The 15,121-nt window shown below is 55.0% G+C and carries 13 protein-coding genes; 6 read left to right on the top strand and 7 right to left on the bottom strand.

All coding sequences use genetic code 11. The features are described from left to right. Positions 1-79 precede the first annotated feature (79 nt). The 3 genes from AB8B76_RS06420 to AB8B76_RS06410 are packed head-to-tail and all read left to right on the top strand — an operon-like array spanning position 80 to position 5,199. Positions 80-2,686: a TonB-dependent receptor gene (locus AB8B76_RS06420; protein WP_405271188.1), complete on the top strand. Its 2,607-nt coding sequence runs from the start codon at positions 80-82 to the stop codon at positions 2,684-2,686. 46 nt (positions 2,687-2,732) lie between these two features. Continuing rightward, entirely contained in the window at positions 2,733-4,688 is a 1,956-nt protein-coding gene (locus AB8B76_RS06415; RefSeq protein WP_405271187.1) for a sulfotransferase, read from the top strand. Positions 4,689-4,725: 37 nt separating this feature from the next. Beyond that, entirely contained in the window at positions 4,726-5,199 is a 474-nt protein-coding gene (locus AB8B76_RS06410) for a MarR family winged helix-turn-helix transcriptional regulator (protein ID WP_405271186.1), read from the top strand. 23 nt (positions 5,200-5,222) lie between these two features. Here the strand turns inward: AB8B76_RS06410 and AB8B76_RS06405 are convergent, their stop codons facing one another. The 6 genes from AB8B76_RS06405 to AB8B76_RS06380 form a co-directional block, all read right to left on the bottom strand. After that, positions 5,223-6,143, bottom strand: a complete 921-nt coding sequence (locus AB8B76_RS06405; RefSeq protein WP_405271185.1) for a hemerythrin domain-containing protein — start codon at positions 6,141-6,143, stop codon at positions 5,223-5,225. Positions 6,144-6,340: 197 nt separating this feature from the next. After that, on the bottom strand, positions 6,341-7,714 hold the full coding sequence (locus tag AB8B76_RS06400; protein ID WP_405271221.1) for an NAD(P)(+) transhydrogenase (Re/Si-specific) subunit beta: 1,374 nt from the start codon (positions 7,712-7,714) through the stop codon (positions 6,341-6,343). Next, on the bottom strand, positions 7,711-7,992 hold the full coding sequence (locus AB8B76_RS06395; RefSeq protein ID WP_008293208.1) for an NAD(P) transhydrogenase subunit alpha: 282 nt from the start codon (positions 7,990-7,992) through the stop codon (positions 7,711-7,713). The genes AB8B76_RS06400 and AB8B76_RS06395 overlap by 4 nt, the downstream gene beginning before the upstream one ends. Positions 7,993-7,994: 2 nt before the next feature. Beyond that, positions 7,995-9,137: a Re/Si-specific NAD(P)(+) transhydrogenase subunit alpha gene (locus AB8B76_RS06390; protein ID WP_405271184.1), complete on the bottom strand. Its 1,143-nt coding sequence runs from the start codon at positions 9,135-9,137 to the stop codon at positions 7,995-7,997. 190 nt (positions 9,138-9,327) lie between these two features. Next, positions 9,328-10,017, bottom strand: a complete 690-nt coding sequence (locus tag AB8B76_RS06385) for a ChrR family anti-sigma-E factor (protein WP_405271183.1) — start codon at positions 10,015-10,017, stop codon at positions 9,328-9,330. After that, positions 10,018-10,644: a sigma-70 family RNA polymerase sigma factor gene (locus AB8B76_RS06380; RefSeq protein ID WP_405271182.1), complete on the bottom strand. Its 627-nt coding sequence runs from the start codon at positions 10,642-10,644 to the stop codon at positions 10,018-10,020. Positions 10,645-10,868: 224 nt separating this feature from the next. Here AB8B76_RS06380 and AB8B76_RS06375 point away from each other — a divergent pair, with 224 nt between their 5' ends. The 3 genes from AB8B76_RS06375 to AB8B76_RS06365 are packed head-to-tail and all read left to right on the top strand — an operon-like array spanning position 10,869 to position 14,145. After that, the gene (locus AB8B76_RS06375; RefSeq protein WP_405271181.1) at positions 10,869-12,128 is read left to right on the top strand and encodes an NAD(P)/FAD-dependent oxidoreductase; all 1,260 of its coding nucleotides are present in this window, start codon (positions 10,869-10,871) and stop codon (positions 12,126-12,128) included. Continuing rightward, positions 12,125-12,886, top strand: coding sequence for a DUF1365 domain-containing protein (locus AB8B76_RS06370; RefSeq protein WP_405271180.1), 762 nt, complete (start codon positions 12,125-12,127; stop codon positions 12,884-12,886). The genes AB8B76_RS06375 and AB8B76_RS06370 overlap by 4 nt, the downstream gene beginning before the upstream one ends. Then, positions 12,886-14,145 (top strand): class I SAM-dependent methyltransferase, encoded by a 1,260-nt coding sequence (locus AB8B76_RS06365; RefSeq protein WP_405271179.1) that lies wholly within the window; start codon positions 12,886-12,888, stop codon positions 14,143-14,145. The genes AB8B76_RS06370 and AB8B76_RS06365 overlap by 1 nt, the downstream gene beginning before the upstream one ends. 21 nt (positions 14,146-14,166) lie before the next feature. Here AB8B76_RS06365 and AB8B76_RS06360 read toward each other — a convergent pair whose 3' ends face one another. Further along, positions 14,167-15,054, bottom strand: a complete 888-nt coding sequence (locus tag AB8B76_RS06360; protein WP_405271178.1) for a DMT family transporter — start codon at positions 15,052-15,054, stop codon at positions 14,167-14,169. Positions 15,055-15,121 lie beyond the last annotated feature (67 nt).

Here is a 15,121-nt window from a genome sequence, read left to right as displayed (position 1 = left end):
GTATAATCACGCCCAGAATTGCTTTTGCTATAAACTATTAGCACTTTTTTTGTGCACTATTTTTTGTCAGGGAGACATCATGCGGTCCAGAAACAAGCTGAACCTTGCTACTCGCGCGGCGGTACTTGCCAGCGTTGCCGGCGGTAGCCTAGCCAGCGCCAACGCCTTTGCGCAGTTGGAAGAAGTTATCGTCACAGCGACCAAGCGCTCGGCCAGCACTCAGGATATTCCTGTAGCGGTACAGGCTCTGGGGGAAGACACCCTAAACGATATGGGTGTAACCAACTTCGAGGACTACCTCGTGCAGTTGCCCGGCGTGACTGCCGGCGGCAGCGGTCCTGGACAGAACACTATTTACATCCGTGGTGTTGCCTCAACCACACCAAACCTGACCACGGCGGGTGTTGCCGGACTATCGCCGAACGTGGCGCTCTACCTCGACGAGCAGCCCCTCGCACAACCGGGTCGTAACCTCGACGTCTACACAGCGGATATGAACCGTATTGAGGTTCTCGCCGGACCACAGGGCACGCTGTTTGGCGCCAGCTCTCAGGCAGGTACGGTACGCCTGATCACCAACAAGCCTGATCTCAGTGGCACCTACGGCAGGATGAAAGTTGGGACTGCGTTTACCAAAGGCGGAGAAATGAGCAACAACGTCGAAGGCATGATCAACGTGCCTGTCACCGACAAACTCGCGCTTCGCGGTGTTGTGTATGTTGATCGCATGGGCGGTTACATCGATAACGTTGCAGGCACGCTGAACGCTAGTGAGAGCGCTCGCTTCCGTCCCGCCGGTACTATGAGGTCTAACGGTGTGCCCGTCAGCGAGCAGCGCGGCGGATTCCAGGCCGGTGCCGATCTTTCCGGCGTGAATTTTATTAACGCCGACAACAGCACGAAGACTGAAGACGACTTTAACGACACCACCTATGCGGGCTTTCGACTCTCCGCCCTGTACACCATCAATGCTGACTGGGATCTGCAGGTCTCACACATGCAGCAGCAGCTGGACTCTGACGGCGTGTTCTTCTCCGATCCAGAGCTGGGCGACTACGAAGTAACACGCTTCCAGCCCGACAGTATCGATGATGAATTCAGCAACACTGCCTGGACTCTCTCGGGACGTATCGGTGAACTGGAAGTACTTTACTCCGGCGCCTTTACCGATCGCCAAACCGACCAATTAGTAGACTACTCGGACTATCTCTTTGTCGGGCAGTACCTTCCTTATTACATCTGTGACAGTTCGGTTTCTTACCCTGGCGATGCCGCTCCCAGCGGCACCTGCCAGGCTCCAGATCTGTTTGTAGGCAGCGTCACCAAAACGGAAGTCAGCACTCACGAGATTCGTCTAAACACCGCGGAAGATCGTCGCATTCGCGCCACGGTAGGCGCCTTCTACAGTGACCTCACGCTTACCGAGCGCAACGACTTTACCTACCCTGGCTCTACCCAGATCGACGGCTACGGCGTGCAAACCGGGTTTTCGCCTAACTTCCCATTCACCACTGGCTACAGATCCGATGAGGGTCCTTTCCCCGACGGCGTGATCTTCCGTAATGACGTACGACGCACGGATGAGCAGATGGGCGTGTTTGGTGAGGTCACCATGGACATTACCGACGAGCTAGCCCTGACACTGGGAGCCCGCTGGTACGATATCGAAGTCGGACTGGAGGGCAGCGCTAACGCGTCTTTCTGTAACCTCTTCCAACCAGATTCCAATTCCTTCGGTACCGACATTTCGGACCTGTACAACGGCGACGGTCAGATTACTTTTCGTGGCACCTGTAATCCCGATGCGCAGTTAACCTATACCCTGGACAACATCGACGATGCGCCGGATCAGGTCGCAGCGGCATTACTCAACGCGCCGACTTCGGCTCAGACCGACGGTGTGATCGGCAAATTGAGCCTGTCCTACACGCCTACAGAAAACCAGCTGTGGTTCGTCACCTTGTCCGAAGGCTTCCGTCCCGGGCTACTTAATCGTCCTGGCGGCGCGTCAGGCCCCAACGGCTATCAGGTGCCTTTTGCTCTCGATACAGATGATGTAACCAACTACGAACTTGGCTGGAAACTTGATCTCATGGATCAGTCTCTGCGTTTTAACGGCAGCTTGTTCTTTGTGGACATCGAGCGCCTGCAGACCACTATTTTTGATCCTAGCATCGTAAACCTGTTCTTCTCGGACAATGCTGCAAATGCTGAAGTGTTGGGTCTTGAGGGCTCGGTAGATTGGGCTCCCCTGTCACTACCAGGGCTTGTGGTCACCGGCTCGTTCTCTATGCTCGATACCGAGATCACGGAAGTTCTCACGCCGACAAATGATGTAAGAAAGGGTGACTCCCTGGCCTTCGCTCCAGAGTTTCAGGCGACCATCCGCGCGCGCTACAACTGGGACCTCAATAACGGTCTGCGAGCCCACGTGATGCCGCACCTCGCCTATTCCGACGAATCCTTTAGTGACATCATCGCAATCAACCGTCAAACGGTAGACTCCTGGATGATGCTCGGTGTCACTGCCGGCGTATCGAACACCCAGTGGACTGCCGAGGTCTATGTCGACAACCTCACTAATGAGGCAGCAGAGTTGTCCAACAACTTTGTAAACGATCGCGATCGCGTAACTCTCGCACGCCCGCTGACCGGCGGCGTACGATTCACCTGGAACTTTGAGTGAGGCTGAGCGCCCGGCCTCGTCGGGCGCCTCTTCTAAGGCAGGCTCTTTGGGAACAGAAGCTCAGGAGCTGATGCGCAAAGGCCAGATGGCCGATGCGCTGAATCTTCTGCAACGGCAGCTTGATACCGCTCCCTCGGACGGAGAAGCGCTGTATCTCGCTGCTGTCTGTGCCCGCATGAGTAAGCTTTATCAGGCGGCGCAGGCTTACCTCGATACCCTTCTTGCAAGCGAACCTGGCAATGGTCGCGGCCTCCAGGAACAGGCACACCTGTACCGCGATACTCAGAATACCGACGCGGCCATTGATGCCTACGAAGAGGCGCTGCGGGCCAATCCCGCGCTACTGGCCAGCTATCGTCAGCGTCTAGGGCTTTTACGTGCCGCTGGGAGAGAGCAAGAAGCAAACGTCACGGCAACACAGCTTCATAGGGTGGAAGCGCTGCCCAAAGCGCTCCTTGCCGTTACCGATCTGATTGCTCAAGGCCGAATCCTAAAGGCCGAGCAACTCTGCCGGCAGTTTTTGATGCAAGCCCCCAGTCATACTGAAGGAATGCGACTTCTCGCTGATATCGGTTCCCGCCTGGGAGCTCTTGACGAAGCAAACTTCCTTCTTGAAGCAGCCTGCGAACTCGAACCCACAAACGTCGCGCTACGCATTGACCTTGTTCGGGTGCTCAGCAAACGCCAGCGCTTTGAAGAGTCTTTAGAACAGGCAGACCAGCTCCTGCGTACGGCTCCGCAGAACCTTCAGTTCCAATCACTCAAAGCCATCGAGCTTTTACAGCTGGGACGCTACGACGAAGCTGTCGCAGGCTTCGACTCGATTCTCGAAAAGCTGCCAGGCGACGCTATTACACTCACATCCAAGGGCCATGCGCTGAAAACCCTCGGATCGGGCAGCGATGCTATTGCCGCCTATGAATCGGCAAGCAAAGCGACGCAAGGTGGTGGTGAGGCCTGGTACGCCTTGGCCAACCTCAAGACTTATCACTTCGACGACAGCCAGATCGACAAAATGCAGGCTCAACTCGCCGGCAGACCACCTCTTTTGGATCGTGTCTATCTGGCCTTTGCACTGGGTAAAGCTTTTGAAGACCGCAGTGACTATAAAGAGTCTTTCGAGAGTTACGCTTTGGGAAATAGCCTGAAGCGGGCAAGCCTCAACTACCAGAGCGACAGCTTTGAACGCGAAGTTGACGCTCAATGTTCAGGCTTTACTCAAGAGTTAGCGCAGGCGCAGGGCAAGACCGGCTTCGACGCGGCTGATCCTATATTCATCGTTGGGATGCCCCGCGCTGGAAGCACGCTGCTGGAACAAATCCTGGCGTCGCACAGTCAGGTCGACGGTACCCGGGAGCTGCCAAACATTCTGTCTCTCGCACAACGACTGCGGCGACAGCGCAATGACGCGGGGGATACCCCCGGTTACCCCGGAATTCTTCAGGACCTCAGCGGCGACTCCCTCAGGCAGCTAGGGGAGAGCTTTATTGAGGAAACTCGAGTCCATCGCGGTGATGCGCCGTTCTTTATCGACAAAATGCCCAACAACTTCAGGCATATTGGGCTGATAAAGCTCATGCTGCCGCGAGCCAAGATAATCGACGCCCGAAGGGAGCCCATGGCTTGCTGCTTCAGCAACTTTAAACAGCTATTTGCCGAGGGCCAGGAGTTCAGCTACGACCTTGCGGACCTTGGGCACTACTACCGTCAGTATGAACGCCTCATGCGCCACTGGGACTCGGTGCTGCCCGGGAGCGTCCATCGTCTGCAGCACGAGGCCTTGCTTGATGACTTTGAAGGTGAGCTTCGGCGTCTTCTGGAATTTCTTGAGCTACCTTTTGAAGAGCGCTGTCTTCGATTCTATGAAAATGATCGACCCGTGCGGACACCATCCTCGGAACAAGTTCGCCAACCCCTCTTTCGCGATGCCGTGGAGCAGTGGCAGAATTACGCGACCTGGTTAGCGCCTCTCCGACATACTCTGGACGTCGGGTCGCAATGAAAACAACCCTTTTGCAAAACCACCTGGATGTCCACTGATGGCTGATCTACTCGATGATGTTCTCGTCTCCCTTCGTCGTATTTTGCGCGCGACCAGCATCCACTCGCGTAAGTTAGGACGATCGGTAGGAATCACGGCGCCCCAGCTAATGGTGCTTCGCGCCGTAAGCGCCAAGGACGGACTTACCGCTACAGAGGTAGCCAACGCTGTGAGTTTGAGCCAGGCAACCATCACCTCCATTGTCTCCAAGCTCGAAGAGCGGGAACTTCTGCACCGAGAGCGGAGTAATGTGGACAAGCGACGAGTACACGTCTCACTAACAGAGGCCGGTCGTGAGGTCCTTGTAGAGGCGCCAAAGCCTCTTCAAGAGAGCTTCTCCCGTCGCTTTGAGGCACTGCCTCGCTGGGAGCAATATCAGCTGGTGTCGTCTCTGGAACGTATCGCGCTAATGATGGACGCGGAAGATCTGGATGCCGCGCCGCTGCTGACAGATCACGCAGAGCTGCACTAGAGCAGGCTCCAAACGAGAGCCGTTCATCCCGGGCGACCCGCTCGTCGCAACAGGCGCATGCGGTCTTGACGTTCGCGGTTAACGCGCATGAGATCCGTTAGAGCGTCTCGATAAACCCCTTGAACCTCGTCCCACCACTCAAGGCCTAAGCGTGCATTATTCGCCGCACAAAGAAACGGCGACTTCAAAGGTTCGTCCAGGACAATATAGCTCGCTTCGCGAAGACCCGTCATCAGCTGATCTTTGGTAATGGCGCGCCCACTCTGGTTCGCCATGCTCACAACTTCGTAGGCTTCAAAGAGCGATTCAACATTCACCCACTCAGCCACCGCTTGACGCTCTACGCCCCGTCGCAGGCTCCTGCGAAGCTTGCGCGCCATGTTCCGAAATTCTCTCTGTACACGCCGTCCGAAAACAGGATCACCGACCGCTTTGAGCTGATCATCGGCCGATAGTTCGCGCCAGTCAGCATGGGTCAAAACAGCATCGATAACGGGAAAAACTTCCTGCTCCTCAAAGCTCATATGGCCATAGGAAGCCTGCACATATTCTCGACCTAAGCGCACAACCTCGGCTCCACCCAGCTCCCCACGGCGCCAATCTTCCACTGCCTGAAGCAGGTCGCGACCATTCCGTGCCATGTGATCATGATCTTTCTCGAGGCGACGGCGATCCTCCGCAAGCTTTTGATCAATATCGGCGGCATAGCCATAAATAAGGTCTTCGCGAGGATGATGAAAGCGATCTGGCCAGGTCACCATGTAATCCATAATTTCATAGATCACGTGGGTATCTACAAGCTCGCTGCGCTCTATGGCGTTGAGGTGATCTGAAAGTAAGGCCAGGACGCTGGCTATGTGGCGGTGTTCGGCGCGTAATCCCACCAACATGGGAGCTTCGGACACATCACTATCGTGCTGCTCTGCAAACGCCTGCAGGTCCATAGGCTCTGAACCTATATTCCTGGCGCGTGATTTTCCTGATGTCGATCGCGACCGACTGACCGCCATAAGATTCACCATTAGCCTGAAAATTGATCGGGCAAGCCTAACGGTGGACGGCGGAGCTAGCAAGCCAGCCCCCGAGAACGCCTACAAAGAGTCTAGGGAGCCGGTTAGCAGGGGCTGATTTGGATTCGAGCTTAGTTGCTGCCGAGTTCTCGAACCAGGCTGCCAATGGATTCCTTAGCGTCGCCAAACAACATCCGCGTGTTGTCTTTGTAAAACAGCGGATTTTCGATGCCGGCAAAGCCTGAGGCCATGGAACGCTTAAGAACAAACACAGTGCGCGCCTGATCCACATTAATTACTGGCATACCGTAGATCGGCGAGGACTCTACGTCCCGCGCAGCAGGGTTCACTACATCGTTGGCGCCAATAACGATGGCCACGTCGACAGTCTCCATGCGCGGATTGATGTCGTCCATCTCCAGAAGCTGGTCGTAAGGAACATCGGCCTCCGCAAGCAAGACGTTCATGTGACCAGGCATCCGTCCCGCAACCGGGTGAATACCGAAGTTCACTTCTGCGCCATTCTTCTCCAGCAATTCGGTGAGCTCTTTCACGACATGCTGCGCCTGAGCAACGGCCATTCCATAACCGGGGATGATCGCAACGTTCGAGGCCGCTTCAAGAATGTAGTAAGCGTCTTCTGCAGAAATCGGCTTGATCTCTCCCTCGACCACAGTCTCTTCATCGCTAACCGCAGCAAAGCCACTGAACAGCACATTGGAGAGCGAGCGATTCATCGCCTTACACATAATCTGCGTCAGGATGATGCCCGAGGCACCGACCAGAGAACCCGCCACAATCAGGATGTTGTTGTTGATCGCGAAACCCGCGGCACAGGCCGCAAGACCTGAGTAGGAGTTCAGCAACGAGATCACCACCGGCATGTCTGCACCGCCAATGGGGATCACGGCCATGATGCCAAAGGCGAGGGACAGGGCGATCATCAAGATCAGCCAAAACGGTGTCTGGGGGTAGAGGCAGAACAACCAGCCACTGACGAAAATCGCGAAGATGATTACGCTGTTAACCAGCTGCTGACCGCTAAACTGCACCGCCGCGCTGGAAATTTTCTCGCTGAGCTTACCGTAAGCAACCAAAGACCCTGTGAAGGTCACACCGCCGATAAGAATCGACAGGACAATGGTTACGAGAGTGAACACTCCTGCATCTGAGGTGATCGCCGCCGCTCCTACCAGCAAGCTCGCCAAACCACCAAAGCCATTGAACAGAGCCACCATCTCGGGCATTGAGGTCATTTGGACGAGACGTGAGGCCGCAGCACCAATGGCGCCGCCCACCAGGAACCCAGCGAAGATCCACTGGTACTCGACGATGCCTTGATCAAGGAGAGCCGCCACTATGGCCAGCAACATACCTACGGCAGAAATAGTGTTACCACGACGTGCCGTAGCGGCAGATCCCAGCAGTTTCAGGCCATAAATGAACAACGCCGCAGATACGACATAAGCCAATTCAATTCCAAACGGAGAAACACCCACGATCAGCCTCCTCGCTTCTTGAACATAGCCAGCATCCGATCGGTCACCATGTAACCGCCCACGACATTAATGGAAGCCAGTGCTACTGCACCGGCGCCCAACCAATTAGCAAGGTCCTGCTGGCCGTTACCCGCCAATGCGATAGCACCCACAACGGTAATACCCGAAATAGCATTCGCACCGGACATCAAAGGCGTGTGAAGTGTCGCAGGCACTTTTGTAATAAGCTCGAAGCCGAGAAAAATCGACAACATCAAAATAAAGGTTAGAAAAATAGCATCCATGATCAGGCATCCCCCGCCAGAATGTTCTTGATAGTCTCGTTAACAACAGCACCATCATGCGTAATAACGCAGCCCGGCAGAATGTCATTCTCCATGTCCAGCACAAACGCACCGGTTTCCTTATCCCAGGTGTCTTCCACCAGATTGAACAAGTTATTGGCGTACATTACCGATGCATCCCGGCAAACGTAGTTGGGCAAGTTTCCAAGACCTACGAGTGTTACGCCGTTAACATCTACCACTTCGTTGGGAACAGAGCCCTCAACGTTACCGCCGGTTTCCGCCGCCATATCAACCACCACAGCACCGGGCTGCATGCCCTCGACCATGGAGCGAGGCACAATGACGGGTGGCTTACGACCAAACACCTGCGCCGTTGTAATCACTACATCGGAGTCAGCGATAACCGCCGCTTGTGCATCCTGCTGTTTTTGAATTTGCTCTGGGGTCAGCTCTTTTGCGTAGCCGTCAGAGGTCTGACCAGTGTCACCAAGATCAATGTCAAGGAAGGTCGCTCCAAGAGATTGAACCTGCTCAGCCACAACGGGCCGCGTATCAAAGGCCGTCACCTTCGCGCCTAGTCGCTTTGCTGTAGCGATTGCCTGGAGACCTGCTACACCTGCACCGATGATGAATACCTTGGCCGGCTTTAGGGTGCCCGCGGGAGTCATCATCATAGGAAAAATACGCGGTAACCGTGTGGCTGCGAGCATCACCATGACGTAACCGGCCAGGTTTGCCTGGGAGCTGAGAGCGTCCATTTTCTGACTGCGGGTAGAGCGAGGAATCATTTCCATGCTAATGGCGGTCACGCCCGCCGAAGCAAAAGCTTGCACCAGATCATGTTCGTTGAAGGGGTCGAGATAGCTGATGTGGATACAACCGCGCTTCATTTGCGAAATTTCTTCCAGCTCTGGCTTTCGCAAACGCAGCAACATATCTGCTGAGCTAATCAGTGCAGCGCGATCGGTAACGATCTCAGCGCCCACCTCGGTGTACTCACTATCCTGAAAGCCGCTTCCTATACCCATGCCTGCTTCGATGTGCACGGTGGCGCCCAGGCGCACTAGTTTTTTCGCGGTATCTGGCGTCATCGCCACCCGGTTTTCGCCCGGATAGAGCTCCTTGGGAACAGCTAACTGCATATTTGTTTCACCCTGTATCAGTCAGTTTTTTATGTGCTGGCGAGGCTAAGCTCCGGCACCATCAAAACCCCCATATTTTGAGGGGGCAAGACTTTAGCACAGAGACTGTGGTCTTCGAAGAGCGCAATGGCGGCCAAAATACCGCCACTGCAGGGGCTATAAATCGCCGCGCGGATGCAACCTGAGACGCCTAGCCTGCTTGGAGGCGCAAAAAGGGATTCATCCAGCGGTACTTCCAACCGGTGAATCGTAGCGGTGCATCAATGACGGCCAGACAAATGCAATCTTCGTTTGCGAAAGCTCTTGGCGCATGGACATCGCTAGCGCTTCTGTAGATAAAGTCCCCGGGGTGGTAGCTGCCTTGATCATCACTAAAGCCACCTTGAAGCACCAAAGTCATTTCCGATCCGCGATGATCGTGATGGGGAATCTCGCCCCCTGCCTTTATGTGTAGCAAGGAGAATTCAAATTGAGGATCGCCCGTACGAATGGGGGTGATGCGAAGGGCCTCGGTGACTTTCTTCCACACCAAATCAGAGAAATCCCCCGCCATCAGGCGACTCAGAAGCGCAGGAGTTGCATCCTGCGCTTTGCGCGCGGCCGGCTGGTAACTGAGAGGGGCTTCCTCGTCTAGCCGTGCCAAAACGCGATCCAGCAGTGCATCGCCTACTGGTTCCGGGTCCAGGGATTCGAACATTGCCGCTCCCATGGTCTGCAGACGACTCACAGTTTGAGAGCAGCACTCGCAGTAATTAAGGTGCGCGGATACGCAGGCAGCTTGAGCGAGAGAGAGTGTACCCGCTGCGTGCTCCGTAAGAAGATCCAACTCTGGATGATGTTTAGCCATGGTTTTATCTACAACTCTACTTTCGTGTTCCATTTAATTACCCTCTTGGGAGACTTCAAACTGCACCTGCATCTTTTGCACTGCCAGTCTGACCCGCGATTTCACGGTACCCAGGGGTAAATCCAATTCGGAGGCCGCTTCTGCGTGCGACTTACCCTCCATGTAGACCTTGGCGATGATCTGCGTCTGGTCTGCGGGGAGATTCTTCATAGTCTCCCTGATGCGATCTGCACTGCGGCGGTTCTGCAATTGCATAAACGGCTCTTCGTGCTCTTGATCGGGGCTGAAGTCCTCTGCCGCCAATGGCGTGTCGAACTTTTGCAGCCGGCGAAACATGTCGGTTCGACAATTTCGCGCAATCGTATATACCCATGTACTCGCCGCAGCCTTTTCTGGATTAAAGGCACCGGCTTTTTGCCAAATTTTTAACATAACCTCCTGCACTAACTCGTCAGCATGGGTCGCTGACAGCGCAGACCCAGCCAGAGCGAAGGCTTTTATCAACGGAGCAAAATGTCGGAAAAGGCGCGTGTAAGCTGCCCGATCCTGCTTCTCAGCGATCAAGACGAGGCACTCGCTCCACTCGTCTGTGCGGCGTCCCGTCGGTATGGTTCGCACCATATCGTTTTGACTCCGCGCAGTGCTCGGATTTTCGTCCACGTATAACCCCTTTGATTTATTGGTGTTGATACGTTCACTATAGTCCGACTGGATGACCCGTGCGCCGGCAAATTTGCACGCTGATCCAGAGCCCCGTGCTACGCGTAATTTTCATAACAATATCGTGGTTGCGGCAAACACAATCCATGCGCTGACCACAAGCCAAAGCGGCAACTCTGACGCCGCCCAAAACGTTCCCAAGAAATGACAGGAGACACCCCAAGGTGCACATTGCGGTAATCGGTTCAGGCATCTCAGGGTTAGCGTGTGCTCACTATCTTAGCGCCAAGCACACTGTCAGCGTATTCGAAGCTAACAAGCGTCTTGGCGGGCACACCGCGACTATGGACGTGCAGTTGGGAACCCGGCGCTTTGCGATAGACACGGGTTTCATCGTTTTTAACGACTGGACCTATCCCAACTTTATTGCCCTGATGGATGAATTGGGCGTCAGCAGTCGTGCCACTTCCATGGGTTTTAGTGTGCGCGATGAAGAAACAGGCCTGGAGTATTCCGGCACCAATCTGGACTCACTGTTTGCCCAGCGCCGCAACCTCGTCTCACCCCGTTTTCTAAAGATGGTCCGCGACATTCTGCGTTTTAACAAGGAAAGCCTTGCTGACCTGGAGCGCGGAGACCTGCCTGACGACGAAAGCCTCGGCAGTTATCTGGCGCGCAAAAACTACAGCGAAGCATTTAAGCGCGACTACTTGATCGCTATGGGCTCCGCCATCTGGTCCTCTGATTGCGCAAGTATGCTCGAGTTTCCCGTGCAGTTCTTCGTACGGTTTTTCAAGAATCATGGTTTGCTGTCGGTCAAGAACCGTCCCCAATGGCGAGTCATCGAAGGGGGATCTCGCGAATACATTGCTCCCTTGTGCCGCCGCTTTGAGCAGCGCATCCACACCGGAACACCCGTGAGCCGCGTTCAAAGGGATGCCGCCGGGGTTACATTGGTGCTGGAGAATGGTACTGAGCAGCGCTTCGATCAGGTCGTGATCGCCACGCACTCCAACCATGCGCTGGAAATGCTTGACGCACCCTCCGAGCAGGAGCGCGAGGTGCTCGGGGCGCTTCCTTATCAAGCCAACGATGTAGTCCTGCATACAGACACACGCCTGCTGCCGGAGAATCGCAAGACCTGGTCGAGCTGGAATTACCGGCTGGGAGTGGATGATTCACGAGCCGTGCTCACCTACAATATGAACATCCTCCAAGGTATTCAGGCACCAGAAACTTTTTGCGTCACGCTGAACGACACAGCCTCCGTCAATCCCCACAGAATACTCGGGCGCTTCACCTATGATCATCCAGTGTTCAGTCTTGCAGGAATGGCTGCCCAGCAACGGTGGGGCGACATCAATGGGCAGCAGAACACCTGGTTCTGCGGCGCCTATTGGCATAACGGTTTCCACGAGGACGGCGTTGTCAGTGCGCTGCGAGTCTCTGAAGCCATGAATAAGCAGGCTCGCGCCGCGGCATGAACTCTCGGCTGTACACCGGAACGCTGAGGCATCGGCGTCATAGCCCGCGAGAGCACGCGTTTAAATACCGCGTTTTTATGCCCTATCTACGTTTGGATGAGCTGGACTCGGTACTGAAACTCACTTGCCTTTGGTCTAAATCACGCTTTGCCCCCGCCAGTTTTTGTCGCGAAGACTTTCTGGGTGACCCTGATAAGCCTCTCGAAGTGGAGCTGCGACGCCGAATCCGGGAAGAAACAGGCGAGGATCACTCGGGCCCTATCTATGTTCTTGCCAATCTGCGTTACTTTGGGATGCGCATGAATCCGATTATTTGCTACTACTGCTTTAATAGCGACGAATCTGAACTCGAGTATCTCATCGCCGAGGTCACTAATACGCCTTGGGACGAGCGCCACAGCTACGTGTTAGCCGCGCAGCCCGGGCAGCGCGTCTTACGTCAGGACTTTGATAAGACATTTCACGTATCACCCTTTAACCCGATGGAAATGCGCTACTCCTGGCGAAGTAACGCTCCGGGAGCCCGCCTCGCAATTCATCTGGAAAATCACAATGAGGAAGGTCGTGTGTTTGATGCCACCCTCGCTTTGGAAGCGGAGCCCATAACGGCTTCCAGCCTTCGCGGGATCCTGTGGCGATTCCCCCTGATGACCGCTAAAGTAGCCGGCGCTATTTACTGGCAGGCGCTTAAGTTGTTTATCAAGCGCATTCCTTATCACCCACACCCCGGTACCAGCCTTCAATCTGGAGCACAATAATGAACGATGTCAGTGTCAGCAGGATTCCCCTACTGCCCCAGGCGAAATCTTTTCGTAACCGCGCCGAGCTTGCCCGGCACTTTCTCCTGCAAGCTCTATCTCACATCAAAGTGGGCTATGTCACCATTCATGATGGCGAAGACACTCACCATTTTGGAGATAGTGGGAATACAGGGGAGCCAAATGCAGAAATCGTAGTGCACAACCGCGACGCTTTCGGCAAAGTTTTGATTGGCGGCACGGTCGCCGCAGGCGAAGCCTATATTGATGGCGACTGGTCTACTCCGGACCTTACGGAAGTCACCCGACTCTTCAGCGCCAACATGCAGACTATGGAGTCCATGGAGTCAAAGCAGCACTGGTATACGAAGCTTGCGCTCAAACTTGCACATGCGATGAACCGCAATACCCACGAAGGTTCCAAGCGCAACATCGCCGCGCACTACGACCTCGGAAACGACTTCTTTCGTCTGTTTCTCGACCCAACAATGATGTACTCCTCGGCAGTGTTTGAGCGTCGCGAGAACACCCTCGAGAAAGCTGCCGTAGACAAGCTGGACGAGCTGTGCAGACAGCTGGAACTCACACCCGACGATCATCTTCTGGAGATTGGTACCGGCTGGGGTGGTATGGCTATTCACGCCGCGACCCATTACGGCTGCAAAGTTACTACGACGACCATCTCTCAGGAGCAGTTTGATTACGCCCAAGCGCGGGTGGCCGAATTAGGTCTGGAAGACCGCATTACCCTGCTCTGTGAAGACTACCGAGCCCTAACCGGTCAGTACGACAAACTGGTCGCTGTGGAGATGATCGAAGCGGTGGGCCATGATTTTTACAGCAGCTACTTCCAGTGCTGCAGTAAGCTTTTGAAAAATAACGGAAAAATGGTTATCCAGGCGATCACCATTAGCGATGACCGTTACGAGCAGGCACGGCGCTCAGTGGACTACATCAAGCGCTACATCTTTCCGGGCGGCTGCCTTCCTTCGTTGGAAATCATCGCCAAGCACATCGCCAAAGACAGCAACCTTCAAATGGTGCACCTGAAGGATATCACCGCTGACTACGCGCTGACGCTGGCACACTGGCGACAGCGGTTTATGGAACGCCTTGATGAGGTTCGCGCCATGGGCTTTGACGATCGCTTTATTCGCATGTGGGAGTTTTATCTCTGCTACTGCGAAGGCGGCTTCCGTGAGCGCATCATAGGTACGGCACAACTCGCCTTTGCCAAACCCGGCTATAGAAGCGCTTAAACAGTCTGGATCGCCCGCACCTTAGCTGGCGGCCGAAGAACTGCGTTGCTGCAAAATGATTCCCGGCACGATGAGGGCCAGTCCGATCAAGGTCGCCGGGTGAATCGCTTCACCTAGAATCAGCGCGATAAACACCAGGGAAAGCATTGGCGACAGAAAGATGAGGTTTCCCACACGGGACACGTTGCTGGCGGTTTGCAGCGCCGTAGACCACAGTAGCCAGGTAAACCCCATTTCAAATAGCCCGACATAAACAGCACTCAGCAAACCTGTCCCCAACTCCGGTAGTCCGCCACCCCAAACCAGGCACAGCGCCAGGGAGAGTGGGGCTGCGCAGACAAAGTATGCGGCAAGGGAAATCGTTGGATCGCCCTTACTTCGTGCACTTAGTAACCAAAACACCGCCCAGATCACCGTGCTGCTCAGCGCAAGCGCCACACCGACAGCACTGGTGAACTGCAAGGAGAACGGGTTTCCCTCCGTAGCAATAACCACCACGCCAAGGTAGCCCAGGATCACCGCTAACCAGTCCCGTGACCCGAGTCGTTGACCCAGTACGGGAATGGAAAGAAGCGCCAGCATGATCGCCCAGGTGTAGTTAATCGTTTGCGCCTGCTGCGCTGGCAAGCGATCGTAGGCCGCCAGAAGAATGCAGTAGTAAAGCAGAGGGTTGAGGCAGGCCATGCCAAGAAAGCGCAGCGGTGTTGCGCGTAGTTGCCGCCAGAGTAGCTCCAATCGACCCTGCCAGGCGAGAGTGATCAGAAGTGCCAGCATTGAGATCCATATCGCTACACTAAGGAGTTGCAATACGGAAAGCTCCCGCAGTGCAAGCTTGAATGCTGTGGCAGCGGTAGACCACAACAGCACAGCGCAAAGACCGAGGAGTAAAGCGCGTTGATCGTTTTTCACGGTTGCTGTGACTCTAACCTGGGTTGTCGTGCAGCGCAGTGTACTCAACACCGTAAGGTCTAGGGGG

The sequence above is a fragment of the Congregibacter sp. genome (assembly GCF_045107095.1).
Classification (GTDB): Bacteria; Pseudomonadota; Gammaproteobacteria; order Pseudomonadales; family Halieaceae; genus Congregibacter.
The sequence above is the reverse complement of the archived record's forward strand: the minus strand, read 5'-3'. Positions and strand labels throughout refer to the sequence as shown.

What these genes read in the sequence shown, in the direction of transcription:
- AB8B76_RS06420 (WP_405271188.1), top strand. Translation starts at nt 80, where the DNA reads ATGCGGTCCAGAAACAAGCTGAACCTTGCTACTCGCGCGGCGGTACTT.
- AB8B76_RS06410 (WP_405271186.1), top strand. Translation starts at nt 4,726, where the DNA reads ATGGCTGATCTACTCGATGATGTTCTCGTCTCCCTTCGTCGTATTTTG.
- AB8B76_RS06405 (WP_405271185.1), bottom strand. Translation starts at nt 6,143, where the DNA reads ATGGACCTGCAGGCGTTTGCAGAGCAGCACGATAGTGATGTGTCCGAA.
- AB8B76_RS06395 (WP_008293208.1), bottom strand. Translation starts at nt 7,992, where the DNA reads ATGGATGCTATTTTTCTAACCTTTATTTTGATGTTGTCGATTTTTCTC.
- AB8B76_RS06390 (WP_405271184.1), bottom strand. Translation starts at nt 9,137, where the DNA reads ATGCAGTTAGCTGTTCCCAAGGAGCTCTATCCGGGCGAAAACCGGGTG.
- AB8B76_RS06385 (WP_405271183.1), bottom strand. Translation starts at nt 10,017, where the DNA reads ATGGAACACGAAAGTAGAGTTGTAGATAAAACCATGGCTAAACATCAT.
- AB8B76_RS06370 (WP_405271180.1), top strand. Translation starts at nt 12,125, where the DNA reads ATGAACTCTCGGCTGTACACCGGAACGCTGAGGCATCGGCGTCATAGC.
- AB8B76_RS06365 (WP_405271179.1), top strand. Translation starts at nt 12,886, where the DNA reads ATGAACGATGTCAGTGTCAGCAGGATTCCCCTACTGCCCCAGGCGAAA.